Annotated in this window: 27 protein-coding genes; 6 read left to right on the plus strand and 21 right to left on the minus strand. The window is 70.9% G+C overall.

Translation table 11 applies throughout. The features are described 5' to 3' along the window. Nucleotides 1–14: 14 nt before the first annotated feature. From ACFWYW_RS46225 to ACFWYW_RS46235, 3 genes are all read right to left on the minus strand, one after another. Nucleotides 15–461 carry a Rieske (2Fe-2S) protein gene (locus tag ACFWYW_RS46225; protein ID WP_379617613.1) on the minus strand — a complete coding sequence of 149 codons (447 nt, stop codon included), beginning with the start codon at nt 459–461 and terminating at the stop codon, nt 15–17. Nucleotides 462–510: 49 nt separating this feature from the next. Beyond that, entirely contained in the window at nt 511–966 is a 456-nt protein-coding gene (locus ACFWYW_RS46230) for a Rieske (2Fe-2S) protein (RefSeq protein WP_184974084.1), read from the minus strand. Nucleotides 967–1,070: 104 nt separating this feature from the next. Then, entirely contained in the window at nt 1,071–1,496 is a 426-nt protein-coding gene (locus tag ACFWYW_RS46235; protein ID WP_379617611.1) for a Rieske (2Fe-2S) protein, read from the minus strand. Between the two features lie 210 nt (nt 1,497–1,706). On the opposite strand from ACFWYW_RS46235, the gene ACFWYW_RS46240 reads away from it, so the two are divergent. After that, nucleotides 1,707–2,414, plus strand: a complete 708-nt coding sequence (locus ACFWYW_RS46240) for a DUF2306 domain-containing protein (protein ID WP_379617609.1) — start codon at nt 1,707–1,709, stop codon at nt 2,412–2,414. 55 nt (nt 2,415–2,469) lie between these two features. Here ACFWYW_RS46240 and uvrA read toward each other — a convergent pair whose 3' ends face one another. After that, the gene (uvrA, locus tag ACFWYW_RS46245; RefSeq protein ID WP_379617607.1) at nt 2,470–5,310 is read right to left on the minus strand and encodes an excinuclease ABC subunit UvrA; all 2,841 of its coding nucleotides are present in this window, start codon (nt 5,308–5,310) and stop codon (nt 2,470–2,472) included. Nucleotides 5,311–5,540: 230 nt separating this feature from the next. Here uvrA and ACFWYW_RS46250 point away from each other — a divergent pair, with 230 nt between their 5' ends. Continuing rightward, a complete protein-coding gene (locus ACFWYW_RS46250; protein ID WP_379617605.1) occupies nt 5,541–6,218 on the plus strand; it encodes a maleylpyruvate isomerase N-terminal domain-containing protein in 678 nt (225 codons plus the stop codon). A gap of 120 nt (nt 6,219–6,338) precedes the next feature. Then, complete coding sequence (locus tag ACFWYW_RS46255) at nt 6,339–6,995, plus strand: MBL fold metallo-hydrolase (RefSeq protein ID WP_379617603.1); 657 nt, start codon at nt 6,339–6,341, stop codon at nt 6,993–6,995. Nucleotides 6,996–7,013: 18 nt separating this feature from the next. Here ACFWYW_RS46255 and ACFWYW_RS46260 read toward each other — a convergent pair whose 3' ends face one another. From ACFWYW_RS46260 to ACFWYW_RS46320, 13 genes are all read right to left on the minus strand, one after another. Next, nucleotides 7,014–7,280 (minus strand): hypothetical protein, encoded by a 267-nt coding sequence (locus ACFWYW_RS46260; RefSeq protein WP_379617601.1) that lies wholly within the window; start codon nt 7,278–7,280, stop codon nt 7,014–7,016. 38 nt (nt 7,281–7,318) lie between these two features. Next, nucleotides 7,319–8,140 (minus strand): CDP-diacylglycerol--serine O-phosphatidyltransferase, encoded by an 822-nt coding sequence (pssA, locus tag ACFWYW_RS46265; protein ID WP_379617599.1) that lies wholly within the window; start codon nt 8,138–8,140, stop codon nt 7,319–7,321. Next, the gene (locus ACFWYW_RS46270) at nt 8,127–8,768 is read right to left on the minus strand and encodes a phosphatidylserine decarboxylase (RefSeq protein WP_379617597.1); all 642 of its coding nucleotides are present in this window, start codon (nt 8,766–8,768) and stop codon (nt 8,127–8,129) included. The genes pssA and ACFWYW_RS46270 overlap by 14 nt, the downstream gene beginning before the upstream one ends. Before the next feature lie 106 nt (nt 8,769–8,874). Beyond that, entirely contained in the window at nt 8,875–9,864 is a 990-nt protein-coding gene (locus tag ACFWYW_RS46275) for a TerC family protein (protein WP_379617595.1), read from the minus strand. A gap of 198 nt (nt 9,865–10,062) precedes the next feature. Next, a complete protein-coding gene (locus ACFWYW_RS46280) occupies nt 10,063–11,133 on the minus strand; it encodes a glycosyltransferase (RefSeq protein ID WP_379617593.1) in 1,071 nt (356 codons plus the stop codon). Nucleotides 11,134–11,179: 46 nt separating this feature from the next. Further along, nucleotides 11,180–12,868, minus strand: a complete 1,689-nt coding sequence (murJ, locus tag ACFWYW_RS46285) for a murein biosynthesis integral membrane protein MurJ (RefSeq protein WP_379617591.1) — start codon at nt 12,866–12,868, stop codon at nt 11,180–11,182. Beyond that, nucleotides 12,865–13,764, minus strand: a complete 900-nt coding sequence (locus ACFWYW_RS46290) for a hypothetical protein (protein WP_379617589.1) — start codon at nt 13,762–13,764, stop codon at nt 12,865–12,867. The genes murJ and ACFWYW_RS46290 overlap by 4 nt, the downstream gene beginning before the upstream one ends. A 3-nt stretch (nt 13,765–13,767) precedes the next feature. After that, a complete protein-coding gene (locus ACFWYW_RS46295; protein WP_379617587.1) occupies nt 13,768–14,745 on the minus strand; it encodes a copper transporter in 978 nt (325 codons plus the stop codon). Further along, nucleotides 14,742–15,938, minus strand: a complete 1,197-nt coding sequence (gene steA / locus ACFWYW_RS46300; RefSeq protein ID WP_379617585.1) for a putative cytokinetic ring protein SteA — start codon at nt 15,936–15,938, stop codon at nt 14,742–14,744. Before steA ends, ACFWYW_RS46295 begins: the two co-directional genes overlap by 4 nt. A 63-nt stretch (nt 15,939–16,001) precedes the next feature. After that, nucleotides 16,002–17,714, minus strand: coding sequence for a DNA repair protein RecN (recN, locus tag ACFWYW_RS46305; RefSeq protein ID WP_379617583.1), 1,713 nt, complete (start codon nt 17,712–17,714; stop codon nt 16,002–16,004). 105 nt (nt 17,715–17,819) lie between these two features. Continuing rightward, nucleotides 17,820–18,719 carry an NAD kinase gene (locus tag ACFWYW_RS46310; protein ID WP_379641285.1) on the minus strand — a complete coding sequence of 300 codons (900 nt, stop codon included), beginning with the start codon at nt 18,717–18,719 and terminating at the stop codon, nt 17,820–17,822. Beyond that, complete coding sequence (locus tag ACFWYW_RS46315; RefSeq protein ID WP_379617579.1) at nt 18,716–19,537, minus strand: TlyA family RNA methyltransferase; 822 nt, start codon at nt 19,535–19,537, stop codon at nt 18,716–18,718. Before ACFWYW_RS46315 ends, ACFWYW_RS46310 begins: the two co-directional genes overlap by 4 nt. Continuing rightward, nucleotides 19,534–19,692 carry a hypothetical protein gene (locus ACFWYW_RS46320; protein ID WP_379617577.1) on the minus strand — a complete coding sequence of 53 codons (159 nt, stop codon included), beginning with the start codon at nt 19,690–19,692 and terminating at the stop codon, nt 19,534–19,536. Before ACFWYW_RS46320 ends, ACFWYW_RS46315 begins: the two co-directional genes overlap by 4 nt. Before the next feature lie 114 nt (nt 19,693–19,806). On the opposite strand from ACFWYW_RS46320, the gene ACFWYW_RS46325 reads away from it, so the two are divergent. The 3 genes from ACFWYW_RS46325 to ACFWYW_RS46335 are packed head-to-tail and all read left to right on the plus strand — an operon-like array spanning nt 19,807 to nt 21,718. Beyond that, nucleotides 19,807–20,154: an SCP2 sterol-binding domain-containing protein gene (locus ACFWYW_RS46325; RefSeq protein ID WP_379617575.1), complete on the plus strand. Its 348-nt coding sequence runs from the start codon at nt 19,807–19,809 to the stop codon at nt 20,152–20,154. Nucleotides 20,155–20,192: 38 nt separating this feature from the next. Next, entirely contained in the window at nt 20,193–20,945 is a 753-nt protein-coding gene (locus ACFWYW_RS46330) for an ABC transporter ATP-binding protein (RefSeq protein ID WP_379617573.1), read from the plus strand. Next, a complete protein-coding gene (locus tag ACFWYW_RS46335) occupies nt 20,945–21,718 on the plus strand; it encodes an ABC transporter permease (protein WP_379617782.1) in 774 nt (257 codons plus the stop codon). Before ACFWYW_RS46330 ends, ACFWYW_RS46335 begins: the two co-directional genes overlap by 1 nt. Here ACFWYW_RS46335 and ACFWYW_RS46340 read toward each other — a convergent pair. The 4 genes from ACFWYW_RS46340 to ACFWYW_RS46355 are packed head-to-tail and all read right to left on the minus strand — an operon-like array spanning nt 21,715 to nt 26,332. Further along, the gene (locus ACFWYW_RS46340; RefSeq protein WP_379617571.1) at nt 21,715–23,406 is read right to left on the minus strand and encodes a bifunctional metallophosphatase/5'-nucleotidase; all 1,692 of its coding nucleotides are present in this window, start codon (nt 23,404–23,406) and stop codon (nt 21,715–21,717) included. The two genes, ACFWYW_RS46335 and ACFWYW_RS46340, sit on opposite strands and share 4 nt — an antisense overlap. A 7-nt stretch (nt 23,407–23,413) precedes the next feature. Further along, a complete protein-coding gene (locus ACFWYW_RS46345; RefSeq protein WP_379617569.1) occupies nt 23,414–24,223 on the minus strand; it encodes a carbohydrate ABC transporter permease in 810 nt (269 codons plus the stop codon). Next, nucleotides 24,216–25,091: a carbohydrate ABC transporter permease gene (locus ACFWYW_RS46350; protein ID WP_379617567.1), complete on the minus strand. Its 876-nt coding sequence runs from the start codon at nt 25,089–25,091 to the stop codon at nt 24,216–24,218. The genes ACFWYW_RS46345 and ACFWYW_RS46350 overlap by 8 nt, the downstream gene beginning before the upstream one ends. Beyond that, the gene (locus ACFWYW_RS46355) at nt 25,088–26,332 is read right to left on the minus strand and encodes an ABC transporter substrate-binding protein (RefSeq protein ID WP_379617565.1); all 1,245 of its coding nucleotides are present in this window, start codon (nt 26,330–26,332) and stop codon (nt 25,088–25,090) included. The genes ACFWYW_RS46350 and ACFWYW_RS46355 overlap by 4 nt, the downstream gene beginning before the upstream one ends. Between the last annotated feature and the right edge of the window lie 23 nt (nt 26,333–26,355).

Below are 26,355 nucleotides of genomic sequence, written 5' to 3' on the forward strand. Positions count from 1 at the left end.
CCGCTCCGGCGCTCTCAGGCGAGCTTGATCTGGTCGCCCTCGACCGTGACGTCCTTGGCCGGCAACGGCTTATCGGCCGGTCCCTTGACCACCGCCCCGTCCGCGATGGCGAACTTGCTGCCGTGGCACGGGCAGTTGATCGTCCCGTCGGAGACGGAGCCGACGGTGCACCCGCTATGCGTACAGGACGCGCTGAAGGCTTTGAACTCACCGGCCTTCGGCTGCGTCACCACGATCTTCTCGGACGCGAAGATCTTCCCACCGCCGACCGGCACGTCGGCCGTGCTGCCCAGCCCGCCCGCGGGCGCCTGCGGCGCGGCGGAACCCGAGGTCGCCGGGGCGCCGGAAGCCTCCGCCGAGGTCTCGGCGGAGCCACCGCCGCAGGCCGCCAGCGCGAGCGTCAGCCCGCCCGCGCCGACGCCGGCGATCATCGTTCTACGGCTCTGAAGGTCATCTCCCATGCGGGACAGACAACCGCACCCGCGTGAGAATTGCATGAATCAGCCCGCGTCAGGCGAGCTTGATCTGGTCTCCGTCCACCGTGATCTTCTTCTTGGGCAACGGCTTCGGCGCCGGGCCGCCGGTCACCGAACCGTCGGAGATGTCGTACTTGCTGCCGTGGCAGGGACAGTTGATCGTGCCGTCCGCGACGTCGGCGACCGTACAGCCCGCGTGCGTGCACGTCGCGCTGAACGCCCTGAACTCCCCGGCGGTCGGCTGCGTGACCACGATCTTCTCGCTCTCGAAGACCTTGCCGCCGCCCTCGGGAATGTCGGCGGTGGCTGTCAGCGCCTTGCCGCCGGCGGCCGGCTTCTTGCTCTTCTTCGGTTCCGTGGCTCCGTAGCTCGGCGCCTCCGAACTGGGTGCGGCCGCGTCCTCCCCGGCTGGCTGTCCGTATCCCGCGCACGCGGTCAGCACCGCCGCGCCGGCGCCCAGCACCACGGCCCTGCGTGTCGTCTCCGCCATATCCGGTCCTCCCAGGTCGTTTGCTCACTTCAGGTACGGCCGGCGCACCGGCACCGGTTCAGCCTGAGGCGTGCCGATCCTGGGAACCACGCACAATTACCGGTTCAGACGATGATGATCCCGTCGCCCTGAAGCTTGACCTGGTAGGCGGCCAGCGGCGCCGTGGCCGGCCCCTTGAGGCACTTGCCGTCGTTGGCGTCGAACTCGCTGCCGTGGCACGGGCAGGTCATGACGCCTTCCTTCGGCGAGGCGACCGCGCAGCCCTTGTGCGTGCACGCGGCGCTGAACGCCTTGTAGACGCCGGCCGTCGGCTGGGTCACGACGATCTTCCACTTGGAGATCACCTTGCCGCCGCCCACGGGGACGTCGGCCGCCTTGGCGATCTCCTTGCCCTTGATGCCGGGCGCCGCGCCCTCGGGCTCGCCGCCGCATCCGGCCAGCGCCACGCCGCACGCGGCCACGCCCGCCGCGCCCAGCACCGTCCGGCGGCCGAATTCCGGCATGACGACATCACGCTCAGAACTTGTCATTTCCCGACCCTTCCGCGTCGCCCGTGACCCCCAACAGGCCAGGTCGTTACCCGTCGCACCAATCTATTGGCCGCCCAGGGCGGTCCCGTCAGCGGGTGGTAGGCGGACGGTCAGCGCTCCGCCGGACTCTGAACGCGCACACCGCGTCATGTCCAGCGTCCGGTCTCCGGGCACCGGATCTCAACCCCAGCGACCCCCTAAGGAGCTGTCGTGACCGACACCTTGAGCCCGCCACAACCACCGGCCCCGCAGCGCGTGCGCTGGTGGCGGCGGCCCTGGATCGCCCCGCTCGCGGTGGTGGCGGTGGTGTTCCTCGCCTTCTCCCTGCCGCCGTACGCGACGTTCGACGAGGGCGGCTCCAGGGTGCCGGCGCCTGACTTCTTCCCGCCGCACTTCCCCTTGCTGGCCCTGCACGTCATCTTCGGGTCGATCGCCATGATCACGTGCTGCCTGCAGATCTGGCCGTGGTTCAGGGGCCGCTATCCGACGGTGCACCGCTACACGGGCCGCGTGTACGTGCTGGCCGGAGTGCTGCCCGCCGGGCTGCTGGGCCTGGTGGTGGGCGCCGCGACGCCGTTCGGGCACGTGGCGCGGGCGAGCAACGTGCTGCTGGCGCTGCTGTGGCTGGGGTGCACGCTGGCCGGCTGGCGCATGGCCAGGCAGCGGCGCTTCACCGACCACCGGCGCTGGATGATCCGCAGCTTCGCCCTGACCATGTCCATCATCACGAACCGGCTCTGGGGCGCGCTGATCGTGATGTTCGTGCCCCTGGAGTCGCTGGGCAGCACGCCGGAGCAGATCGGCCAGACGGTCGCCGGTCTGAGCACCTGGGTGGGATGGGTGCTGCCGCTCCTGTTCGCCGAGTGGTGGCTGGATCGCCCGGCCGCCAGGCGCCGCCGCCGTCCCGCACGCGCCTGACCGGTGGAAAGCCCCTGTGCGGCTCGCGCCGGCCGCACAGGGGAGGTCTCTCGTCTCAGACGGACAGGATCTTGCGCAGGAAGCGCCCGGTGTGGCTCTCCTCCACGGCCGCGACCTCGTCCGGTGTCCCCGCCGCCACCAGCGTGCCGCCCCTGGACCCGCCCTCCGGGCCCATGTCGATCACCCAGTCGGCGGTCTTGATGACGTCGAGGTTGTGCTCGATGACGATCACCGTGTTGCCGCCGTCGACCAGCCGTCCGAGGACGCCGAGCAGGCGCCGGATGTCCTCGAAGTGCAGACCGGTGGTCGGCTCGTCGAGGACGTAGATCGTCCGCCCGGTCTGGCGGCGCTGCAGCTCGGAGGCGAGCTTGACCCGCTGGGCCTCGCCGCCCGACAGCGTGGTGGCGGGCTGGCCGAGCCGTACGTAGCCGAGGCCGACGTCGTTGAGCGTCTGCAGGTGGCGCTTGATCGCCGGGATCGCGTCGAAGAACCCGAGGGCCTCCTCGATCGGCATGTCCAGCACCTCGGAGATGGTCTTGCCCTTGTAGTGGACTTCCAGGGTCTCGCGGTTGTAGCGGGCACCGTGGCAGACCTCGCACGGGACGTAGACGTCCGGCAGGAAGTTCATCTCGATCTTGATGGTGCCGTCTCCCGCGCACGCCTCGCAGCGCCCGCCCTTGACGTTGAAGCTGAAGCGGCCCGGCTGGTAGCCGCGTACCTTGGCCTCGGTCGTGGCCGCGAACAGCTTGCGGACGTGGTCGAAGACCCCGGTGTAGGTGGCCGGGTTGGAGCGAGGGGTACGCCCGATCGGCGACTGGTCGACGTGGACGACCTTGTCGACCTGGTCCATGCCGTTGATCCGGGCATGGCGGCCCGGCACCGTGCGGGCGCCGTTGAGCTCCTTGGCCAGGGCGTTGTAGAGGATGTCGTTGACCAGCGTCGACTTGCCCGAGCCCGAGACGCCGGTGACCGCGGTGAACACGCCGAGCGGGAAGTCGATGTCGACGCCCTTGAGGTTGTGCTCGCGGGCGCCCTTCACGGTGATCTGGCGCTTCTTGTCGCGCTTGCGGCGCTTGGCGGGAACGGCGATGGACCTGCGGCCGGACAGGTAGGCGCCGGTCATCGACTCCTCGCTGGACAGCAGGTCCTGGACGGTGCCGGAGACGACCACCTGCCCGCCGTGCTCGCCCGCGCCGGGACCGATGTCGACCACCCAGTCGGCGGCGGCGATCGTGTCCTCGTCGTGCTCGACGACGATGAGCGTGTTGCCCATGTCGCGCAGCCTGATGAGGGTGTCGAGCAGGCGCATGTTGTCGCGCTGGTGCAGGCCGATGGACGGCTCGTCCAGGACGTACAGCACGCCGACCAGGCCGGAGCCGATCTGCGTGGCCAGGCGGATGCGCTGCGCCTCGCCGCCGGCCAGGGTGGCGGCGGCGCGGTCCATGGACAGGTAGTCGAGGCCGACGTCGAGCAGGAAGCCCATCCGGGCGTTGATCTCCTTGACCACCCGCTCGGCGATGTGCATGTCGCGGTCGGACAGCTTCAGCCCCGCCAGGAACTTCGCGCACTCGCCGATGGACATGCTCGCCACGTCGGCGATCGACATGTCGGCGACCGTGACGGCCAGCGTGACCGGCTTGAGGCGCTTGCCGTCGCAGGCCGGGCACGGGATCTCCCGCATGTAGCCTTCGAAGCGCTCGCGCGTGGCGTCGCTCTCGGCCTCGGCGTGGCGGCGCTGCACCCACGAGATGACGCCCTCGTAGGTGGTGTAGTAGGAGCGCTGGCGGCCGTAGCGGTTGCTGTAGCGGACGTGGACCTGCTCCTCGTGGCCGAACAGCAGCGACTTCTGCGCCTTCTTCGGCAGCTTCTCCCAGGCCGTGTCGAGGGTGAAGCCCATGGTGTGGCCGAGCGCCTCGGTCAGGCGGATGAAGTACTCGCTGGTGTGGCCGCCCGACCACGGGTGCAGGGCGCCGTCGCGCAGCGTCTTCTCCGGGTCGGGCACGACCAGGTCGGGGTCGACCTCCATCTTGGTGCCCAGGCCCGTGCACTCGGGGCAGGCGCCGAAGGGCGAGTTGAAGGAGAACGAGCGCGGCTCCAGCTCCTCGAACGACAGGTCGTCGTAGGGGCAGTAGAGGTGCTCGGAGTAGAAGCGCTCGCGGCCGGGGTCGCCCTCGGGCAGGTCGACGAACTCCAGCGTGATCGTGCCACCGGACAGCTGCAGCGCGGTCTCGACCGAGTCGGTCAGCCGCCGGCGCGCCGACTCCTTGACCGACAGCCGGTCGACGATGACCTCGATGTCGTGCTTCTCGTACTTCTTCAGCGTCGGCGGCTCTTCCAGCCTGATCACGGTGCCGTCGACGCGGGCACGGGCGAAGCCCTTGGTCTGCAGCTCGCGGAAGAGCTCGGCGTACTCGCCCTTGCGGCCCCTGATGACCGGCGCGAGCACCTGGAAGCGGGTGCCCTCCTCCAGGTCCATCACGCGGTCGACGATCTGCTGCGGCATCTGCCGGGCGATCGGGCGCGCGCAGACCGGGCAGTGGGGCTTGCCGATGCGCGCCCACAGCAGGCGCAGGTAGTCGTAGACCTCGGTGATCGTGCCGACGGTCGAGCGGGGGTTCTTGCTGGTGGCCTTCTGGTCGATGGACACCGCGGGCGACAGGCCCTCGATGAAGTCGACGTCGGGCTTGTCCATCTGGCCGAGGAACTGGCGGGCGTAGGCCGACAGGGACTCGACGTAGCGCCGCTGGCCCTCAGCGAAGATCGTGTCGAAGGCCAGGCTGGACTTGCCCGATCCGGACAGGCCGGTGAAGACGATCAGCGAGTCTCGCGGCAGGTCCAGCGAGACGTCCTTGAGGTTGTGCTCACGTGCTCCACGCACGATCAGGCGGTCAGCCACGGCGATCCCGGAAGTCGATAAACGGATAGGTCCACGGGGATAGTAGATGGGGGCACCGACAATTTCGGCGGCCCGCTCCCCGACCCCCGAAAATCCGTCCCACTCAGACTACGGCCTCCCGCCGCGAGGGCAGGCGCTCTTTGGAGGTCAACCGCGCGACCTGCGCCTTTATGCCCGCGTACGGCGGCCGCCGCTGGTGAAGGGGCCACAGTCCTGCTGGAATGGCCGCCATGACGGTCATCCCCGCGCTCCACTCCGAGATCACGGCGGCCACCAACCGTCTCCTCGCCACCGCGGCCGGCCTGTCGCCCGCCGGACTGTCCGCCCCCTCGAACCTGCCCGGCTGGACCCGCGGCCACGTCCTGGCCCACCTCGCCCGCAACGCCGACGGCCTGCTCAACCTGCTCGCCTGGGCCAGGACCGGGGTCGAGACGCCCCAATACCCCTCGCTCGCCGCCCGGGCCGCCGGCATCGAGGACGGCGCCTGCCGTACCCCGGCCGAACATCTCGCCGACCTGGAAGACGGCGCGGTACGGCTCGCCCGCGCCATCCGCGAGCAGCCCGCGCAGGCGTGGAGCGGCCTGGTCCGCGCGCCGCGCCCGCCCTGGCACCCCGCCTGGTACGTGCTGGTCAGGCGGATCAGGGAGCTGGAGTTCCACCACGCCGACCTGGGCGCCGGCTACGGCCCCGCCGACTGGCCGGCCACGTTCGTCCGGCGCGAGCTGCACGACTGCCTGGCGAGCTGGCCGTACGGGAGGAGCACGGTCGGCGAGATCACCCTCCTGGGCGAGCCCCCGGACATCTGGCGCGACCTCGGCGGCACCCGGCGGAGGGCTGCCCGCGGTGGCGGGCGGGCCGGTGGACGTGCTCGCCTGGCTGACGGGTCGCTCGCGTGGCGAGGGGATTAGGGTGGTGCGCGAGGGGCACGCCGTTCCTGAGCCGCCGCCCTGGCTGAGCCAGCCGGCCCCGCCCGGCCTTCCGGCGGCGCCCCCCGACGACTATCCGTGATCGGGCCCCGAGGAGATCTCATGACCTACACCGGCGACGTCACGGTCGGCGGCCCTGCCGATGTGCGGCAGCTGCCCGCGCTGAGCATCGCCAAGCTCGCCGTCGGCCCCTTCGACAACAACGCCTATCTGCTGCGCTGCGCCGAGACCGGCGACGGCCTGCTCATCGACGCGGCCGCCGAGGCCGACCGGTTGCTGGCGCTGGTCGACGAGCAGGCGATCAGCACGATCGTCACCACTCACCAGCACGGCGACCACTGGCAGGCGCTGGAGCAGGTGGCCAAGGTCACGGGCGCCCAGGTGATCGCCCACCCGCTCGACGCGCCCGCGCTGCCCGTCGAGCCCGCCCGCCTGGTCGAGCACGGCGACCGCGTCACGGTCGGCGAGGTCACGCTGGAGGTCATCCACCTGCGCGGCCACACGCCGGGTTCGATCGCCCTGCTCTACGACGGCGGCGAGACGATCAAGCATCTGTTCACCGGGGACTCGCTGTTCCCCGGCGGCGTCGGCAACACCTGGGACGACGCCGAGCGCTTCACCCAGCTCTACACCGACGTGGTCGAGCGGGTCTTCGACCGGCTGCCGGACGAGACCTGGGTCTACCCGGGCCACGGCAAGGACACCACGCTGGGCGCCGAGCGCCCGTCGCTGCCGGAGTGGAAGGCCCGGGGATGGTGAACCTGGCCGCGAGATGAGCTACCTGATCGGCCCGAGGATCCTGGCGATCCGGTCGGCGGCCTCGGCGGGGTTGGTGGTCGACTCCACCACCTCGCCCCAGGACCAGCGGTAGTACCAGCCTTCGGCGATCGGAACGCAGTCGACCGTCTCGGTCAGCAGCCGGGCACCGGGGTCGCCGACCCGCAACGAGGGCGGGTCGGCGCGCAGCGTGGCATCGAGGCCACGGAACTCCAGCTCCCTCGCGAGCTTGCCGAGGAAGTACGTGCGAGTGTGTTCGCGCGCCATGCCTCCATCAAAGCCGATGACGCCCGGCTTGAGGAGGCTCAGTTGTCGACGCGGTGGGCTTCCTTGCGCTGCTCGCGCTTGTAGAAGAGCATCCGCAGCGGGATCGCCGCCACGAGCGCGATCTGCATGGTCGCCCCGATCTTGATCGGCAGGTCGCCGCCCTGGGGGAAGGCCACCCAGAACGTCAGGAAGGCGACGTTGACCATGATCCAGCCGAGGACGACGGCGGCGAGCTGACCCTTGGGCTTCGGGTACTCCACGCGGCTGACCATCAGCCAGGACACGCCGAGCACGGCCAGCAGCGACCAGATGTTCGCCTCGAACAGCATGACGATCGAGATGACGGTCATGCAGCCCATGGGGATGGGCAGGCCCATGAAGTCGCCGCTCTTGGTCTTCACGCAGGCGAAGCGGGCCAGCCGTACGACGCCGGCGATGAGCACGGAGGCGGCGGCGGTCAGCACCCACCAGATGGGCACCGTGCCGTTGAAGCCACCCCAGATCACCACCATGAAGGCGGGCGCGAAGCCGAAGCTGATGACGTCGGCGAGGTTGTCGAGTTCGGCGCCCATGGCCGAGGCGCGGAAGCGCCGCGCCACCAGGCCGTCGAACAGGTCGCAGGTGGCGCCGATGAGCAGCAGCACCACGGCGGTGGCGAAGAAGCCGGGCTGGATCACCAGGCCCTTGTTCGCCTGCAGGGAGCTGACGGCCGAGGTGGCCAGCACGCACACGGCCAGGAAGCCGCACAGCGCGTTGCCCAGCGACAGGGAGTCTGCGGCGGAAAGTCGGAACGCCTTGCCGACGGGCCCACGGGGGTCCTCGTCGTCGGCTTGCCAGCCGCCTGCGTCAGCCGTGGTCAATTCGGGTCACCCCCGCAACCGTCTTCTCACCCACGGCGACCGCGGGCGTGATGCCTTCGGGAAGGTAGATGTCCACGCGCGAGCCGAACCGGATCAGGCCGATCCGCTCGGTCTGGGTGACCTTGGCCCCCGCGTTCAGGTACGGCACGATCCTGCGCGCCACCGCGCCCGCGATCTGCACCATCTCGATGTCGCCGAGCGCGGTCTCGAAATGCCACACCACGCGTTCGTTCTGGTCGCTGTCCTTGTTGAATGCCGGCAGGAACCCACCCGCCACATGCTGCACGGAGGTGACGGTTCCCGCAAGGGGTGCCCGGTTGACGTGCACGTTCAGCGGGCTCATGAAGATCGCCACCCGGGTCCGGCCGTCCGGCCACGGGTCGATGCTCTGCACCACGCCGTCGGCGGGCGACAGGACGCGGCCCTGACCGGGCGTCCGGTCGGGGTCGCGGAAGAACCAGAGCATCCCGCCGGTGAGTGCGGTCAGCGGCACGGCGGCCAGCGCCCAGCGCTTGTCCTTGCGGGTGAGCAGCGTGGTCGCGGCGGCGGCCGCCACGGTCGGGAGGAGCCACGGGGACACCCCGCGCGCCAGGCGCACGCGGGCGGTCTTAGCTGAATCGTCTGACACGGACAACCTTTGGAGTGGTGAACGAACCGGCGCTTTGCCGTGATGTTACAGAACTTGCAACTATGACACGACGCAACTAGACACAGCAAAGCGCCTAGAACGCCTTTTAGCTAGCCCCGCTCTGGCTTGCGCTCTTCACGCCCTTGCGCGCGTCGCTGCGGGACTTGAGCAGGCTGGCGACGGTGGTGACGACCATCGTGGCACCGATGACCGCGAGCGAAAGCTGGATGGGCACGGTGGGCGCCCAGGAGACGTCGCTGGCGTGCAGAGCCTCCAGAACCAGCTTAACCCCGATGAAGCCGAGGATGAACGCCAGGCCGTAACTGATGTAGACCAGCCGCTGGAGCAGCCCGCCGAGCAGGAAGTAGAGCTGACGCAGGCCCATCAGGGCGAACGCGTTGGCGGTGAAGACGATGAACGGGTCCTTGGTGAGCCCGAAGATGGCGGGGATGGAGTCGAGCGCGAACAGCAGGTCGGTGGTGCCGATCGCGACCATGACGATGAGCATCGGGGTGACCATGCGGCGGCCGTGGATCCTGACCATGATCTTGGAGCCGACGTAGTCGGGCGTGGTCGGGAACGCCTTGCGCACCCACCGCAGCACCGCGTTCTCCTGGAAGTCCTCGTCGTCGCCCTTGACGTGCTGGCGGACGATGTTGATCGCGGTGTAGACGAGGAAGGCGCCGAAGACGTAGAAGAGCCAGCTGAAGCGCTCGAGGGCGGCCGCGCCGAGCGCGATGAAGATGCCGCGCATGACCAGCGCCATCAGGATGCCGACCAGCAGCACCTTGTGCTGGTACTGCTTCGGCACCGCGAACCGGCTCATGATGATGAAGAAGATGAACAGGTTGTCGACGCTCAGGCTGTACTCGGTGATGTAGCCGGCGAAGAACTCACCGGCCTTGCCGCCCCCCTCGGTCACCCACAACAGCACACCGAAGGCGACGGCGAGCGCGATGTAGAAGGAGACCCAGTAGGTCGCCTGCCGCATGGAGAATTCGCGGGCCTCGCCCCTGTCGACGATCCACAGATCGATGGCGATGACCAGGAGGAGCCCGCCGATCACGGCGATCCAGGCCCACACGGGTACGGTCACGTTGTTCCTACCTCCGGCACGCATGACTGACAGCCGGAGGTCTCTCCCGCCGGCGCGATCGGCCGACCGGCAGCCCCGGGGGCCCCGTGGAGCGGGGCTACACCGTGATGACGAGGCTGCCGCGAAGGGATACTCCCCTCCCCTAACCAACGCAGTATAGGAGAACGCGGGGTCGCGACGTAATCTTCCCAGGCGTCTTCACGCGTTGTAGACGCCCAGGACAGCGTCCACCGCGTCGTCGTCGCGGGGCAGCGCCGCGCCCCTTTCCGCCGCCGCCCGAGCGTGCCGTTCCGCCTCGCCGGGCTCCTCCAGAACCGCCCGTACGGCCGCGCGCGCCACCCCCGCATCCCCGTACGGCACCAGCGTCCCGGCGCCCCCCAGCAGGTCAGGGATGCCACCCACCTCGGTGGCCACCACCGGACGGCCCGCCATGAGCGCCTCACTGAGGCTGAGCGGCATTCCCTCCCAGCGGCTCGGCCAGAACACGACGTCGGCCGCGGCCAGCAGGTCGGGCACGTCGTCGCGGTTGCCCAGCAGCCGCACGGGCAGCTTCTCCCTGTCCACACGTTCCTGGAGCTCCCGCTTCAGCGGCCCCTCCCCCGCGATCGCGAACATCGGCTCCCGCGCGCCCCAGGGTCCGGCCGCCACGTCCAGCAGGAACTCCAGCCCCTTCTGCTGCGCCAGCCGCGCGACCGTCAGCACCACGGGCCGCTCCCCGGCGCCGAGCTCCTCGCGCACCCGCGCGGCGGTGCGTGACGGCGGCCTGGGCACGGGGGCGGGCACCACGGCCGGGCGCACGTCGCGGGCGCCGAGCGCGGTCATCCGCGCGCCCAGATCCGGTGAGACCACCAGCACGGTGCCGGCGCCCCGTGCCACGATCCGCTCCAGCACGCCGTGGACCGCGCCGATGAATCCTCCGGCGGTGAGCGCGTTGTGCAGCGTCACCACCAGCGGCGGGCGGGCCCGGCCGAGCCCGGCCAGGACGGCGAGGGCGCCCGCGCGCAGCCCGTGCGCGTGCACGACGCGGGCCTCGCGGGTGATGCGGCGGATCGCGGCGACCGCCGCCAGGTCGCGGGCCGGGTGCGGCCGGTCGGAGACGGCGACCGGGACGAACCGCGCCCCGGCCGCGCCGAACCCGAACGCCTCGCCGACGGCCGCCGGCCCGGCGACGACCACCTGGTGGCCGCGCCGTACCAGGCCTTCGGCCAGCATGAGCACGTGCCGCCCGGTCCCGCCTGACGTGGTTCCGAGCACGAACACCACCCGCACGACGCTTCTCCTCTCCACCATCCACTGATGCCCGTTCCGGTCCCGGTCAGCGCCGCAGGGCCATCCCGGCCAGGGCGCGGGCGTCGTCGCGGTCCAGCAGCGCCGCCACCGCGGCGCCCGCCACGATCGCGACCACCCCGCCCAGCACCGTGGCCCCGAGCCGCGGCCAGAACCCCTCGGCCCCGACCAGCCCCGCCGCCCACGCGCCCGCCAGGAACCCCGCCGCCCCTCCGGCCACCGTCGCGAACGCCGCCCTGACCAGCCCAGCGACCGCCGCCCTGCCACGGGCCCGCAGCACCGCGACCAGCAGCCAGAGTCCGCCCACGGTCATCCCGGCGCTCATCCCGAGCGCCATCCCGGCGATCTCCCACTCATCCGGCAGCACCAGCACGAACCCGGCCTGCGCCACCATCACCACCAGCCACCCGGCCACGGTCCCGGTGGCCGCCTCGCGGCCCTTGCCCGCCGCGTACAGCACCCGGCTCAGGTGCGCGATCAGCCCGTACCCGATCAGGCCCGGCGCGAACAGCGCGATCGTCCGCGCGAGCTGCGCGTGCGGCACCGCCGACTCCGACCCCAGCAGAAACACCTCCGCGCCCGGCCCGGACACCGCCGCAAGCGCCCCCGCCGCAAGCCCCGACACCAGCACGACCGCCCGCGTCGTGCGCGCGGCCAGGCCCGCGAAACCCTCCTCGTCACCGCTCTCCGCCCGCGCGGACAGCCCGGGAAAAGCACTGGTCGCGATGGGTACGGCCAGCACCGCGTACGGCACGAGGTAGATGGCCCACGCGTAGTTGTAGACCGCGATCGCCCCTACGCCGATCCCGTTGGACAGGTACAGCACCACGACCATGGCCGCCTGCTGGGCCAGCAACCCGGCGATCCCGGCGAACGCCAGCCCGCGCACCTGCGCGGCCACGCCCTCGGGGAAGCGCAGCGTGGGCCGCCACCGGAGCCCGAGCCGCGACGCCGGCCCGGCGACGGTGAGCACGAGCGCGAGCACGCCCAGGCTGGTCCCGGCCGCCAGCACGGTCTCGCCCGCGTCGAGCGGACTGACCGGCGCGCTCACGCCGCCGCTGACCGGGACGAACACCAGGTAGGCGGCGATCACCACGATGCTGGACACCAGTGGCGCCACGGCGGGCCCGGCGAAGCGTTTGTGCGCCTGAAGGACGCCGTAGAGGACGACGGCCACGCCGTACAGGGGGATCTGGGGGGCGAAGACGACCAGCATGTCCGCGGTGACGGCCCGCACGGCCTCGACCTCGCACGGCGGGAGCGCGGAGCCGTAGAAGAGCCCGGCGATGGGGCCGGCCAGCACCGCCACGGCCACGGCCGTCGGGACCAGCACGACCAGCACCCAGGTCAGCAGCGCCGAGGAGACCCGGCTCACGTACGCGTGGGCCTCGACGGGCGAGGCCGCCACGGCCTGGGCGCCGCGGGCGGCCTCCGGGGAGTCGGGTTCCTCCAGCGGCGGCTCACCCCACGGACGGGCGCGGGCGGCGGCGCCGGCGAGGACCGGAACCACCATGCCGGCCAGCGCTCCCCCGACCACCACCTCGAAGACGATGTTGGGGATCTGGTTGGCGGTGAAGTAGGCGGTGGACAGGCATTCGGTGCCGACGGTCTGGGCGAAGACGTACTGCTTGGCGAAGCCGGTGACGCGCGCGAGGATCGTGATCGCGCCGATCAGTACCGCGCCGCCCGCGACGCCCCGCGCCAGCCGTCCGGTCACGGGGCGGGGCGGCGGCCGAGCATGTCGATGCGGTTGAGCACCGGGTTGCCCGCGATGACCTTGGTGAAGGAGACCTTCTCCGAGGCGGCGGTCAGGACGGCGACGGTGCCGAGCACGGCCAGCCGTCCCGGGCGGCCGAGCGTGGTGACGGCGGCCAGGCCGAGCAGGGCGCCCAGGGCGTTGGCCCCGGCGTCGCCGAGCATGGCGCGCTCGCCGAGGTCGTCGGGCAGCAGTGCGGCGGCGGCGCCCAGCGGGACGGCGGCCAGCGCCGCGCCCGACGGGGAGCCGCGCAGCAGTGAGGCGGCCAGCAGCGGGCCGCCGGTCAGCAGCGCGACCTTGATGGCCCGGCCGGGCCGCAGGTCGAAGAGGTTGGCAAGGTTGGCGGCGCCGGCGATGGTGGCGCCGTTGGCGAGGGTGTCGAGGGGGCCGCGCGAGACGAGCGCGGCGGCGGCCAGGCCGGTGGCGCCGATACCGAGGATCTTGACGGCGCCGCTGGTCACCTCTCCCTTGGCCAGGGCGCTGAGGTGGCCCTTGAAGCCCTTGGAGGAGGTGCTGCCGTAGAGGTCGTCGTAGGCGCCCAGCGCGCCGCTGCCCGCTCCGGCCAGGAGGGCGGCCAGCCGTACGCGGAGGTCCAGGCCGGGGGCGAGCGCGGCGGCGGCGCTCGCGCCCGCCACGAACGCGGGGCCTTCGAGCAGCGTGATCGGCTCGCCGCGGTGGTTGCTCCGGGTCCAGGTGGCGGCGGCGCGCAGCCCGCCCGTGGCCACGACCTCGCCGGACGGCGTGGCCGTCTTCTCGGGAGCCTCGGCCACACGCGAGGTGAAGGCGGAGTAGGCGGCGCGGGCGGCGACGGCGCCGAGTGCGGCTCCGGCGAGCGCGCACAGCAGGGCACGGGCCATGGTTCAGCTCCCTGACGAGGTGGGGACGGGGGTGGGACTGGGCAGCGGCGGCTGGAAGTCGGTCACGCCGGTGCCGATGCCGTACTGGCCGGCCCGCCCGGCGATCTGCTCGCGCAGGGCGTAGACGCCGACGACGCGGCCGGCGGGCATGTCGAGGGTGTCGATGCTGGAGACCCGCTGGCGGATGTCGCCGGAGTCGCGCAGTTCGGTGATGACGCCGCCGGGGGCCACCGCGGTCGTGCTGCCGGCGATGAGCGCGCCCTTGCTCCCGGCGTCGAGGCCGGCGGCGAGGGAGACGAGCGCGGCCGCCTGCGTCTCGGCGCGCTCGCCCTCGAAGGGCTTGTCCGGCGCGAACATCACCGCGAGCGTGGCGCGCTTGTCGACGTCGCCCTCGACGCTGATGAAGCCGCCCTTCTCGAACGCGGCCAGCACGGCGGCGGTCTCGGCGTTGGCGGTGCCCGCCTGGGTGGGGTCGGCGGTCGTCAGCGTCGCGGCCAGGAGCTGGGCGACCTTGTCGTAGACGCTCGCGCCGGCGGTGTAGGTGAGGTCGGCGGGCTTGAGCTGGGTGGCCAGCCCGTCGAGGACGCCTTCGCTGTCGAGGGCCAGGAACTTGTCGCTGATCGTCACCCGCTGGCCGACGGTCGCGCCGGCCTGGTCGAGCACCTGCTGCTGCGCCTCGCGCAGGGCGGCGGTGGAGCCGGGCGTGTCGACCAGCAGCACGCGCTGGCCGCTGAGCCCGCCCGCGACCAGGGCCAGCACCGGGGTCATGTCCTTGACGAAGGAGTCGTTGCCGGCCTGGCGCCGGGCCAGGTCGTCCTTCTCGGCGCGCAGCTCGCTGTTGCTCTTGATCAGCCCGTCCGTGGTCTCCTTGGCCATCTGGATGGCCGGATTCTGCAGCAGCGTGGTGCCCATGACGATGCCGACCGCCAGCGCGAGAAAGATGGCGACGATGGAGACGAGGTGATAGCGGAAATCGATCACGAGAAAAGTCCGACCAGCCAGAAGATGAAGGCGTTCCAAAGGTCTTGCTGGCCGTTGAGCCAGGTCTGGCCGATGGGCGAGCTGAACAGAGCGACCCCCATCGTGACGAGCGCGGTGCTCACCAGCAGCAGCAGCTGCGGCGTGGAGATGCGGCTGCGGTAGAGCCTGCTCACGCCCTTGGCGTCGATGAGCTTGCTGCCGATGCGCAGCCGGGTGAGGAAGGTGCTGGCCATGCCGGAGCGCCCCTTGTCGAGGAACTCCTCCAGCGTCCAGTGGGTGCCGACGGCGACGATGAGCTCGGCGCCCTTGTCGTCGGCCAGGAGCATGGCGATGTCCTCGCTGGTGCCGGTGGCGGGGAAGATGACGGCCTCGCGGCCGAGCTGGTGCACGCGCTCCAGGCCGGGCGCGCGGCCGTCGCGATAGGCGTGCACGATGAGCTCGGCGCCGCAGGTGAGGGCCTTGGTGGAGACGGAGTCGAAGTCGCCGACGATCACGTCGGGCAGGTATCCGGCCTCCAGGAGCGCGTCCGCGCCGCCGTCGACGCCGATGAGGACGGGGCGGTACTCGCGGATGTACGGCCGGAGCGTGGCGATGTCCTCTTTGTAGTGGTACCCGCGCACGACGATGAGAACGTGCCTGCCCTCGATGGGGGTGCGGATCTCCGGCACGCCGACTCCGTCGATGAGAAGCCTGCCCTCACCACGAACGTACTCCATCGTGTTGACGGCGAAAGCCTCGATCTGCACGGAAAGTCCGGCGCGTGCCTCGGCCATGGCGGCCTCGACGGTCTCCTCGGTCGCGACGTCGCCCTTGCCGACCATCTCCTCGCCGAGGTAGACGATCCCGTCGCAGACGCGGACCGGTTCGCCGTCTGCCACCCGCTCGAACAGCTCGGGCGTGGCGTTGTCGACGAACGGGATGCCGGCCTCGACCAGGATCTGCGGACCGAGGTTGGGGTAGCGCCCGCTGATCCCCGCCGCGACGTTGACCACGGCGGCGGCGCCGCACGCGACGAGCGCCTCCGCGCTGACCCGGTCCACGTCAACATGGTCGATAATCGCAATTTCCCCCGGCCGGAGGCGCTTGGTTAGCCTCTTCGTCCGCCGGTCGATTCTCGCCACTGCCGTGAGGCCGGGAAGGTCACCGACCTTCCTGCCGCGGAGGCCCGGCAACTTGTTCCCCGGTACCTTCATCAAGACCATCCTGCCAGAGCCGGAGAGCCCGGGGGCCACGCACTGCGCGGCGTGTCTGATATGTCACGCAGAGTCGGCAGCGGCGAGCCCCAGCAATTCTTCCGCATGGGCCCTGCCCAGCTCGGAATCTTCCAGGCCCGCCAGCATGCGCGAAAGCTCGCGTACCCGGCCCTCGTGGTTGAGCGTGAGCACGCCGCTGCGCACCACGCTGCCGTCGCTGGCCTTCTCCACGACGAGGTGCTGGTCGGCGAAGGCGGCCACCTGCGGCAGGTGGGTGACGACGATAACCTGAGCGGTGCGGGCGAGCCTGGCCAGGCGGCGGCCGATCTCGACCGCGGCCTTGCCGCCCACGCCCGCGTCGACCTCGTCGAAGACGAAGGTGGGCACGGGGTCGGCGCCGGCGAAGACGACCTCGATGGCGAGCATGACGCGGCTGAGCTCGCCGCCCGAGGCGCCCTTGTTCAGGGGCAGCGGCGGCGCGGCCGGGTGCGCGGCCATGCGCAGCTCGACCTCGTCGACGCCCTCGGGGCCGAACTCGGCGCTCTGGGCGAGCTGCACGACCACGCGGGCGTGCGGCATGGCCAGCGCGGTGAGCTCCTCGGTGACGGCCTCGCCGAAGCGCTCGGCGGCGGCCTCGCGCACCTTGGTCAGCTCGGCGGCCAGCTCGGTGAGCCGCTCGGTCAGCTCGTCGAGCTCGCGGGTGAGCTCGTCGATGCGTTCGTCGTCGCCCTCGAGCTCGGTCAGGCGCGCCGAGGACTGCTGCGCCCAGGCCAGCACGCCGGCGCTGTCCTCGGCGTACTTGCGGATCAGGCCGGTCAGCAGCGAGCGGCGCTCCTGCACGATCGCCAGCCTGGCCGGGTCGGCCTCGATCGACTCGGCGTAGGCGGCCAGGTCGGTGGCCACGTCGGAGATGAGGTAGCCCGCCTCGGCCAGCCGGTCGGCCACCTGGGCGAGCTGCGGGTCGAAGTCGCGCACACCCTCGACCGCCGAGCGGGCCTCGCCCAGCAGCGAGATCACGTCGTGGGTGCCGTCTGCGGACTCCATCGGGTCGCCGAGCAGCGCCGTGTGGGCGCCGGTGGCCGCGGTGCGCAGCGCGTCGGCGTGGGAGAGCCGCTCCTCCTCCGCGCGCAGCTCCACGTCCTCGCCGGGCTTGGGGTCGACCTTCTCGATCTCCTCCAGGCCGAAGCGCAGCAGGTGGGCCTCCTGGGCGCGCTCGCGCGCCCGGGTCGTCAGCTCCTCCAGCAGCGCGGCCACCTGCTTGTGCCGCTTGTACGCCTGCGAGTACGCCCGCAGCGGCTTGACCAGATCGTCCCCCGCATACCGGTCGAGCGCGGCGCGCTGCCTGGCCGGCTGCAGGAGGCGCTGCTGGTCCATCTGCCCGTGGACGGCCACCAGGTCGTCGGCCAGGTAGGTGAGCGTGCCGACGGGGACGGTGCGCCCGCCCAGCCAGGCGCGCGAGCGGCCCTCGGCGGAGACGGTGCGCGAGATGATCAGCTCGCCGTCCTCGACCTCGCCGCCGATGTCCTCGACCTGCTGGCCGACGCGGCCGCCGGCCTCGATGACCAGCGTGCCCTCGACGGTCGCCTTGTCGGAGCCCGGACGGATGCGCGAGGGGTCGGCACGGCCGCCGAACAGCAGGCCGAGCCCGGTGACGACCATGGTCTTGCCCGCTCCGGTCTCGCCCGTGACCACGTTGAATCCCGGCGAGAGCTCGAGAACGGCCTCGTCGATGACACCCAGCCCCTGGATGCGGACCTCTTCGACCCTGGGTCGCACCGGCCACTCCTGTCGCTGCCTGCGTTTACGGTCGCACCCGGCTTCGGAGCCCACTGTCCGAACACACGTGCGCAAGCGATCCTACGCGCTCCTGAGCCAATTGACTCAGGGACGCACCCTTCCGCGCCACCCCTGCACGGGAAGTTCGAACTTGGCGACCAGCCTGTCGGTGAACGGCGCGCCGGTGCTCTCGATGCCGTGCAGGCGGGCCACGCGCACCGGGTGCTCGCCGCGGCGGACCTCGACGCGGGTGCCGGTCGGCAGGTCGAAGCGGCGGCGGCCGTCGCACCAGAGCACGCCGCCCGGCGTGCCGGGCAGGATCTCGACGGCGTGGGTCGCGCGCGGCGAGACGACCAGGGGCTTGGCGAACAGCGCGTGGGCGCTGATCGGCACCATGAGCAGCGCCTCCACCTCCGGCCAGACCACCGGGCCGCCGGCGGAGAAGGCGTAGGCAGTGGAGCCGGTCGGGGTGGCGCAGATGACGCCGTCGCAGCCCCAGCGCGACAGCGGGCGGCCGTCGACCTCGGCCACGACCTCCAGCATGCGCTCGCGCTTTTCGACGGTGGCCTCGTTGAGCGCCCACGTGTCGGCGATCACCTGGCCGTTGAGCCGGGCGAGCACGTCGATGGTCATGCGCTCCTCGACGTCGTAGTTCCCGGCGACGACGCTGTCGACGGCGGCGGCCAGGTCGTCGACCTCGGCCTCGGCCAGGAAGCCCACGTGGCCGAGGTTGACGCCGAACAGCGGGGTGCCGGCCGAGCGGGCCAGTTCGGCCGAGCGCAGCAGCGAGCCGTCGCCGCCCAGGACGATCATCACCTCGGCGTCCTTGGCCGCGCCGGGGTCGCACGGCACCACCTCGGCGCCGACGCACCCGATCTCCACGGCCTCCTGCTCCAGCACGCGCACGGTGATCCCGGCGTCGACCAGGCGGTTGACGACAAGGCGGGCGCTGTCGACGGCGGCGCCGCGCCCGGTGTGCACGGTGACCAGAACGGTCCGGTTCATTGGGGCCCTTCTTCTACGGCGCGCTGGATCTCGGCGTCGAGGTCGAGGAGCCCGGCGACCGGCGGCTCGCCCTCCCCCTTGCCCAGCCAGAGCAGGTATTCGACATTTCCCGACGGTCCCGGCAGCGGGCTGGCCGTGACGCCGCGCACCGCCAAACCTATGTCCTGTGCCTTGGCGGCGGCGTCGCGGACCGCCTGCGCGCGCAGCGCGGGCTCGCGCACCACGCCGCCGGCGCCGACGCGCTCCTTGCCCACCTCGAACTGCGGCTTGACCAGCATGACGAAGTCGGCGGCCGGCGCGGCCACGGCGGCGAGCGCGGGCAGCACCAGCCGCAGCGAGATGAACGACAGGTCGCCGACGATCAGTGTGGGGGCCTCGCCGACCATCTCCGGCGTCAGGTCGCGCACGTTGACGCGTTCCATGACGGTGACCCGCTCGTCGGTCCGCAGCGACCAGGCGAGCTGGCCGTAGCCGACGTCCACGGCCAGGACGTGGGCGGCGCCGTGGCGCAGCAGCACGTCGGTGAAGCCTCCGGTGGAGGCGCCGGCGTCGAGGCAGCGGCGGCCCTCGACGCTCAGGGCCTTGAAGGCCTCCAGCGCGCCGAGCAGTTTGTGCGCGCCGCGCGAGACGTAGTCGGGGCCGTCGGGCGACTCGGCCACGACGATGGCGGCGGCGGTGTCGACCTGGGTGGCCGCCTTGCCGGCGACCTGTCCGCCGACGCTGACCCGGCCGGCTTCGATGAGCTGGGCCGCCTGTTCGCGGGAGCGGGCCAGGCCGCGCCGTACGAGCTCGCTGTCGAGCCGGACGCGTCGGCTCACTGCTCGTCCATCGCGGCGAGGGTCTCCTCCAGCCCGGCGAACGCGTCGTCGTAGACGGCGGCGTGCTCGCCCACGGGCAGCCCGGACAGACGTTCCAGACCTGCGAGAACGGCGTCGACCCGTTCGTCGCCCGTCCCCTCCGGGATCTCAGTCATGACACGACCGTAACGCCTGGCACCGACACCCGGCACCTCGGCAGGCGTGTCACACGTTATGCAGTCGTATGGAACGCTACGGTCCGTGTCAGTGGGGAGAAAGGAAGCGCATCCATGGCAAGCGTCGAGGAGTGCCGGGCCGCTCTGGCCAAGCTCGTCGCCAATTTCGACGAGATCAGCGACGAGGACCGCGCCAAGCACGTCGTCGAGCGGACGGTCAGCTGCCGTGTTTCCGACCTCGACGTCGTCTTCTACGGCCGGCTCAGCCACGACGGCCTGGATCCGTTCACGGAGGTGCCTCCGGCCGACGGCAAGGAGGCGGACGTGAAGCTGACCATCACGAGCGACGATCTGATCGCGCTGGTCGAAGGTGAGCTCGACCTGGCCAGGGCCCTGCTGGGCGGCCGGGTCAAGGTGGACGCCAGCTTCGGTGACCTCCTGCGGCTGCGGAAGTTGCTCTGATATGCTTAACGCATCCGTTAAGTACTTGAGGTGCGTCCATGGGAATGATCATCGACGCGGAGCGGCTCAGCCGCCGCTTCGGGCAGAGCACCGCGGTTGACCAGCTGACCCTCACGGCCGGCGCCGGCGAGGTCGTCGGCCTGCTGGGTCCCAACGGCGCCGGCAAGACCACGACCATCAGAATGCTGGCCACCCTGCTCCCGCCGAGCTCGGGCACGGCGCGGGTGTGCGGCTTCGACGTGGTACGCGCGGCCGGCGACGTGCGCCTGCGCATCGGCTACGTCATGCAGCAGGTCTCCCCGATGGGCTACTACATGCTCACCGGCCGGGAGAAGACCGAGATCGAGGCGGCCCTCTACCACGTGCCCAGGAAGCGGGTGAAGGCCAGGGCCGCGGAGGTCCTGGAGCTCGTCGGCCTGAGCGCCCACGCCGACCGCCTGGTGCAGGCGTACTCGGGCGGCATGCAGAAGCGGCTGGAGCTGGCCTGCGGCCTGCTGCACCGGCCCGAGCTGCTCATCCTCGACGAGCCGACGCTGGGCCTGGACGTGCAGTCGCGCCACCACGTCTGGGACCACATCAGGCAGCTCTGCCAGGAGGGCATGACCGTCCTGCTGGCCACCAACTACATGGACGAGGCCGACCGCCTGTGCGACCGGCTGACCATCATCGACCACGGCCGCGAGATCGTCTCGGGCACTCCGGCCGAGCTCAAGGCGGAGATCAGCGCGGACAGCCTCGACGAGGTCTTCCTGCGCCACACCGGCCACGCGCTGCGTGAGGAGGCGGCGTGATGTGGGCCCAGGAGGTGCTGGCGCTGTCGCGGCGCTGGCTGCTGATGACCCTGCGCGAGCGGCTGAACCTGTTGTTCAGCGTGCTCCAGCCGGCGGTGTGGCTGGTGTTCTTCGCCGGCTCGCTGGGCGGTGCCATGAACGCCGAGGTCGTGGGCACCACCGACTACCTCGCCTTCGCGGTGCCCGGCATCATCGCCTTCACCGTCGTCGGCAACGGAGTGAGCGCGGCGATGCCGCTGCTGTTCGACAAGGAGACCGGCTACCTCGACAAGCTGATGAGCATGCCGATCAGGCGCAGTTCGCTGATCGTCTCGCGCTTCGTCTTCCAGATGGGCATGAACTCGGCGCAGGTGCTGGTCATCCTGCTCGTCGCGCTCCTGCTCGGGGTACGGCCCGCCACCGGCCTGCCCGGTGTGCTGGCGATCCTGCTCACCGCGGCGCTGCTGACGCTGGCGATGACGGCGGCGGCCATGGCGCTGGCCTGCGCGGTCCCCTCGCACGGCACGTTCTTCGCGGTCACCGGGTTCGCCTCGCTGCCGCTGCTGTTCATGTCCAACGCCTTCGTGCCGCTGACCGCGATGCCCGGTTGGATGCAGGTCGTGGCGCGGGCCAACCCGCTCACGTACGCGATCGAGGCGATGCGGCTGCTGATGCTGGACGGCTGGAGCGCCGGGCTGCCGGTGGCGATGGGGGCGCTGGTGCCGGCGTCCGCGCTGCTGCTCGTGGTGGGAGCGTGGCAGTTCGGACGCCAGACCAGCGAACGCGTCGCCTAGAGGAGCGGCTGGGCGCGGTCCAGGGCGGGCGGGTTCACCGGGCCCGTGCCGAGGTAGGAGCGCAGGGCCTCGTAGTCGCGCGGCCCGCGCACGGCGTCGGTGTAGCCGGTGAAGGCGGTGTAGCCGTCGGCGCCGATCAGCGTGTAGGCCAGGGCGGCGAGACGGTAACCGCGGGCCGGGTCGAGCGGCTTGCCGTCGATGAGCACGTTCTCGACGCGCTCGCCGACCGGCTTGCTCACGTCATACGAGAAGCGGACATTTCCTGATACGGCCAGCGGGGCGAACCGGACCGTCCCGTTGGCCTGCGTCTGCCACTGCTGCTCAAGCGCCTGGTCGATCTGGGCGCCCTTCACCGACACGGTCAGCACCGGGTTGGCGTAGCCCCACGCCGCCCACGCCTGGGCGAAGGTGACGGGACCGGCCTTGAGGTCGCCGCGCAGCGAGTTGGAGCCCTTCACCGGCGCCACCGCGACCATAGCCAGGTCGGCGCCGTCGGAGGCGGCCTTCTCCGCGTCGGCCGCGAGGTTGCCCAGCGTGCTCTCGCCGTCGGCGTCGCGCACCCTGGTCACGTCACCGGTCAGCGTGCCGATCTGGCGGGCGCCGGTCTCCTTGGCCTTGGCGTTCCAGTAGTCGACCATCGCGACCATCTCGGGGTCGGCGGGCACGTCGCGGGTGACGGGGTGGTTGCGCGCGGTCGTGGCCGGCCTGATCACGTCGCGGGTGCGGCGGTCGATCTTCAGGTTGATCTCGTTGATGAGCCGGCCGTGGTTGGCCGCCTCCACGACCGGGCGGAGGTTGCCCGCCGGGTCGGGCAGCGAGCAGTTGAAGAACCAGTGCCAGTGGCCGGTGACGATCGCGTCGATGTCGGGCGAGGCGTCGCGGGCGAAGTCCCAGATCGGGCCGCTCTTGGTCGCCCCGCAGCCGTTGAAGTCCTGGCCGGCGGCGCCGCCCTCGTGCACGTTGGCGACGATGGCCTCCACGCCCATCCGCTTGAGGATCGCGGCGTACTTGTTGGCCGTCTCCACCAGCGGCAGGTTGTCCAGCGTGGGCTGGTAGGAGGTCGAGCCGGCGACCGTCGTGGGCGTGGTGAGGTTGATGAAGCCCACCGGCACACCCTGGAAGCGCTTGATCACGAATGGCTCCAGCACCGGGCGGGTGCTGCCCTTGCGGGTCATGTTGGCCGAGGAGATCTCGAAGCGGGCGCCGGGGAAGCGCCTGCCGGAGGAGTCGGTGAAGCAGCTGTCCAGGCCGACCTCGCCGAAGCACCTGCCCTTGCCCATGTGGTCGCGGGTGAACTCCAGCGACCGGTCGAACTCGTGGTTGCCCGCCGCGGTGAACTGCACGCCGATCCGGTTCAGGAACTCGACGGTCGGCTCGTCGGCGTGGTGGGAGACCTCCACGGGCCAGCCGCTGAAGTCGTCGCCCGTGGTGAAGGTGACGGTGTTGCGCTTGCCGTTCCGCAGATTCTTCAGGTGGGTCGAGACGTACGGCGCGCCGCCCACCACCAGCGTGTTGCCCGCGCCGTCCTTGATCGTGCCGTCGGCGGCGTTGTTCTGCGGGGTGATGTAGCCGTGGAAGTCGGTGATGGACAGCAGTTGCACGTCGACGGGCTGGCGCCCGGCGGCGGAGGCGGGCTGTGCGGTGAGCGCCACAAGGGCGGCCGCGCCTATCAGCAGGGGTAAACGCATGGGGGATCTAACCCTTCGTTCCGGTGAATGCGATTCCGGCGATGAGCTGGCGCTGCATGATCACGAAGAGCACGATGACCGGCAGCGAGGCGACGATCGATCCGGCGAACAGGATCGGGAAGTTGGTCTGGAACTGTCCGCGGAGCGAGGCCAGCCCGGCGGCCAGCGTCATCTGCTCGGGGTCGGTGTTGACGACGAGGGGCCACAGCAGGCTGCTCCACGACCACATGACGCTGAGCAGGCCGAGCGCCAGCAGCCCCGGCCTGACCAGCGGGAGCATGACGTGCCAGTAGATCTGCAGCGGGCTGGCGCCGTCGAGGCGGGCGGCCTCGTCGAGTTCGGTGGGCAGCGTGAGGAAGAACTGCCGCAGCAGGAACGTCCCGAAGGCGCCGAACACGCCGGGCGCGATGAGCGCCTGCAGCGTGTTGAGCCAGCCGAGACCCTGCATGATCTCGTAGCGGGGCAGCAGGAACAGCTCCTGCGGCACCATGAGCACGGCCAGGAACACCATGAAGATGACGCCCCGGCCGGGGAAGCGCAGCCGCGCGAAGGCGAACGCGGCCAGCGAGCACAACAGCAACTGCCCGGCCGTGACCGCGGCGGTGACCACGACCGTGTTGAGGAACTGCCGCCCGAGCGGCACCGTCTTGAACACGTCGGTGAAGTTCTCCCACCGCCACGACGGCGTGAGCACCGGCGGCACCCGCAGCGAGTCGCTGAGCGTCTGCAGGGAGACGATGAGCTGCCACGCGAAGGGCGCCAGCATGACCAGCGCCCCGGCGATCAGCGTCACATGCGCGGGCCAGGTCCTACGCATAGTGCACCCACCTCTTCTGCAGCCTGAACTGGATCGCGGTGAGCACGAGGATCAGGCCGAGCAGCACGACGGCGATGGCGGCGGCGTAGCCGCGCTGGTTCTGCAGGAAGCCCTGCTCGAAGAAGAAGTAGACGATCGTGCGGGCGCCGGGCAGCGCCGGGCTCTTGAGGTCGAAGATGAGGTAGACGAGGTCGAAGACCTGCAGCGCGTTGATCAGCGTGATGACGAGGACGAAGAAGGTGGTCGGGGTCAGCAGCGGCAGCGTGATGCGGAAGAACTGGCGCAGCCGCCCGGCCCCGTCGATCTCGGCCGCCTCGTAGTAGTGGCGGGGAATGCCCTGGAGCCCGGCCAGGAACAGCACCGCGTTGTACCCGATGGAGCTCCAGATACCGACGAGGGCGAGGGCGTAGATCGCCACGTCGGGGTCGGCCACCCAGTACGGGCCGTCGATCCCGACCGCCGCGAGGAGCTGGTTGATCGGACCGAAGTCGCCGTTGTACAGGTAGCGCCAGGTCAGGCCTACGGCCGCGGGCATGGTGACCACCGGCAGGAAGTAGATCGTCCGGTAGAAGCCCAGCCCGCGCAGGCCGCGTACGTTGAGCAGCGCCGCGACCACGATCGACAGGGGCACGCCCGCCAGCACCAGCACCGCGTACAGCAGCGTGTTGCCCAGCGCCCCCCTCATCTCCTCGTCGGCGGCCAGCGCGGTGAAGTTGTCCAGGCCGACCCAGGTCTGCCCGCCGAACACGCCTGACTCGGTGAAGCTGAGGTAGAGCGTCTGCGCGATCGGCCAGACGTAGAACACGGCCAGGCCGAGGGCCATCGGGGCGATCAGCGCATAACCCCAGAGCCGTTCCCTGCCTTTCATTCCTTGGCCAGGATCTCGTTCATCTTGACCGCGATCTCCTTGGCCACCTCCGCCGTCGGCCGCTTGCCCGTCCAGGCGTCGACCAGCAGCTTCTGCTGCACGTCCTGCCACTTCGCGGTGTCGAGCGTCACGGGGTACTCCACGCCGTGCGGCATCGAGCCCTCGAACAGCCCCTTCAGGTCGAAGTCGGGGTAGGCCTTGTAGAAGCCGTCCTGGGTGCCCTCGCGGGCCGAGATCGAGGCGCCGCCCGCGTCGCTGAAGATCTTCTGGCCCTCCTCAGAGGCGAAGAAGGCGGCGAAGGCGGCGGCCTCCTTCGGGTGCTCGGTCTTGGCCGAGACCGCGTTGGCCAGCGAGGCCACGATCATGCCCTTCTGGACCGGGCCCTTGGGCAGAGGGACCAGGTTGACGCGGGACTTCACCTCGGGGTTGGCGGCGAAGGTGGCGGCGAACCAGGACCCGCCGTAGTACATGCCGTACTTGCCCGTCTGGAACAGTTGCAGCGGCTCGGTGTCGTTGTAGACCTGGGCCTGCGGCGCGACCTTGTCCTTGTTCATCAGGTCGGTCCAGAACTCCAGGCCCTGGATGGAGCCGGCCTCGTCGAAGCCGGACTTCTTGCCGTCGGCCGACAGCACGCGCCCGCCGGCCTGGATCATCGTGTTGTAGAACCCGCCCTGGTCCCACATCGGGGCCATGATGCCCCACTGCTTCTTGGCCGGGTCGGTCAGCTTCTTGGCGGCGGCCTTGACGTCGTCCCAGGTCCAGTCCGCGGTCGGGTACTTCATGCCGGCGGCGTCGAAGATCTTCTTGTCGTACCAGAGCGCGGGCAGGCTCACACTGAACGGCAGCGCCCACAGCTTGCCGTCGTAGCGGTATCCGGCGACGGTGGCCGGGGTGAAGCCGGTCGTCTTGCTCTCGTCGGCCGGGGCGATGACGCCGCCCTTGGCGTACATGCGGACGTTGAGGCTGCTCATCCAGAACACGTCGGGCGCCGATCCACCGGCCGCGGCGGTCTGGAGCTTGGTCCAGTACTGGTCCCAGGGGGTGATCTCCAGCTTGACCGTGACGCCGGGATTGGCCTTCTGGAAGGCGTCGATGATCTTCTGGGCGGCGGGAGCGTCGTTCTTCTCCCACAGCGCATAACTGATCTCGATTTTTCCGGGCTTCTCGGGCTCGCTGGAGCCGCAGCCGGAAGCTAACAGGGCCAGTCCGAGCAGCCCGGCGATGGGCAGGCGCTTACGCATGGTCGTTCTCCAAACAGGGGGTG

The organism is Nonomuraea sp. NPDC059023 (assembly GCF_042740095.1).
In the GTDB taxonomy this organism is placed as follows: domain Bacteria; phylum Actinomycetota; class Actinomycetes; order Streptosporangiales; family Streptosporangiaceae; genus Nonomuraea.

What these genes read in the sequence shown, in the direction of transcription:
- ACFWYW_RS46350 (WP_379617567.1), bottom strand. Translation starts at nt 25,091, where the DNA reads ATGAAAGGCAGGGAACGGCTCTGGGGTTATGCGCTGATCGCCCCGATG.
- ACFWYW_RS46310 (WP_379641285.1), bottom strand. Translation starts at nt 18,719, where the DNA reads ATGAACCGGACCGTTCTGGTCACCGTGCACACCGGGCGCGGCGCCGCC.
- ACFWYW_RS46230 (WP_184974084.1), bottom strand. Translation starts at nt 966, where the DNA reads ATGGCGGAGACGACACGCAGGGCCGTGGTGCTGGGCGCCGGCGCGGCG.
- ACFWYW_RS46225 (WP_379617613.1), bottom strand. Translation starts at nt 461, where the DNA reads ATGGGAGATGACCTTCAGAGCCGTAGAACGATGATCGCCGGCGTCGGC.
- ACFWYW_RS46340 (WP_379617571.1), bottom strand. Translation starts at nt 23,406, where the DNA reads ATGCGTTTACCCCTGCTGATAGGCGCGGCCGCCCTTGTGGCGCTCACC.
- ACFWYW_RS46320 (WP_379617577.1), bottom strand. Translation starts at nt 19,692, where the DNA reads ATGACTGAGATCCCGGAGGGGACGGGCGACGAACGGGTCGACGCCGTT.
- steA (WP_379617585.1), bottom strand. Translation starts at nt 15,938, where the DNA reads ATGAAGGTACCGGGGAACAAGTTGCCGGGCCTCCGCGGCAGGAAGGTC.
- ACFWYW_RS46335 (WP_379617782.1), top strand. Translation starts at nt 20,945, where the DNA reads ATGTGGGCCCAGGAGGTGCTGGCGCTGTCGCGGCGCTGGCTGCTGATG.
- ACFWYW_RS46355 (WP_379617565.1), bottom strand. Translation starts at nt 26,332, where the DNA reads ATGCGTAAGCGCCTGCCCATCGCCGGGCTGCTCGGACTGGCCCTGTTA.
- ACFWYW_RS46345 (WP_379617569.1), bottom strand. Translation starts at nt 24,223, where the DNA reads ATGCGTAGGACCTGGCCCGCGCATGTGACGCTGATCGCCGGGGCGCTG.
- ACFWYW_RS46250 (WP_379617605.1), top strand. Translation starts at nt 5,541, where the DNA reads ATGACGGTCATCCCCGCGCTCCACTCCGAGATCACGGCGGCCACCAAC.
- ACFWYW_RS46325 (WP_379617575.1), top strand. Translation starts at nt 19,807, where the DNA reads ATGGCAAGCGTCGAGGAGTGCCGGGCCGCTCTGGCCAAGCTCGTCGCC.
- ACFWYW_RS46330 (WP_379617573.1), top strand. Translation starts at nt 20,193, where the DNA reads ATGGGAATGATCATCGACGCGGAGCGGCTCAGCCGCCGCTTCGGGCAG.
- ACFWYW_RS46235 (WP_379617611.1), bottom strand. Translation starts at nt 1,496, where the DNA reads ATGACAAGTTCTGAGCGTGATGTCGTCATGCCGGAATTCGGCCGCCGG.
- ACFWYW_RS46290 (WP_379617589.1), bottom strand. Translation starts at nt 13,764, where the DNA reads ATGGCCCGTGCCCTGCTGTGCGCGCTCGCCGGAGCCGCACTCGGCGCC.
- ACFWYW_RS46255 (WP_379617603.1), top strand. Translation starts at nt 6,339, where the DNA reads ATGACCTACACCGGCGACGTCACGGTCGGCGGCCCTGCCGATGTGCGG.
- ACFWYW_RS46260 (WP_379617601.1), bottom strand. Translation starts at nt 7,280, where the DNA reads ATGGCGCGCGAACACACTCGCACGTACTTCCTCGGCAAGCTCGCGAGG.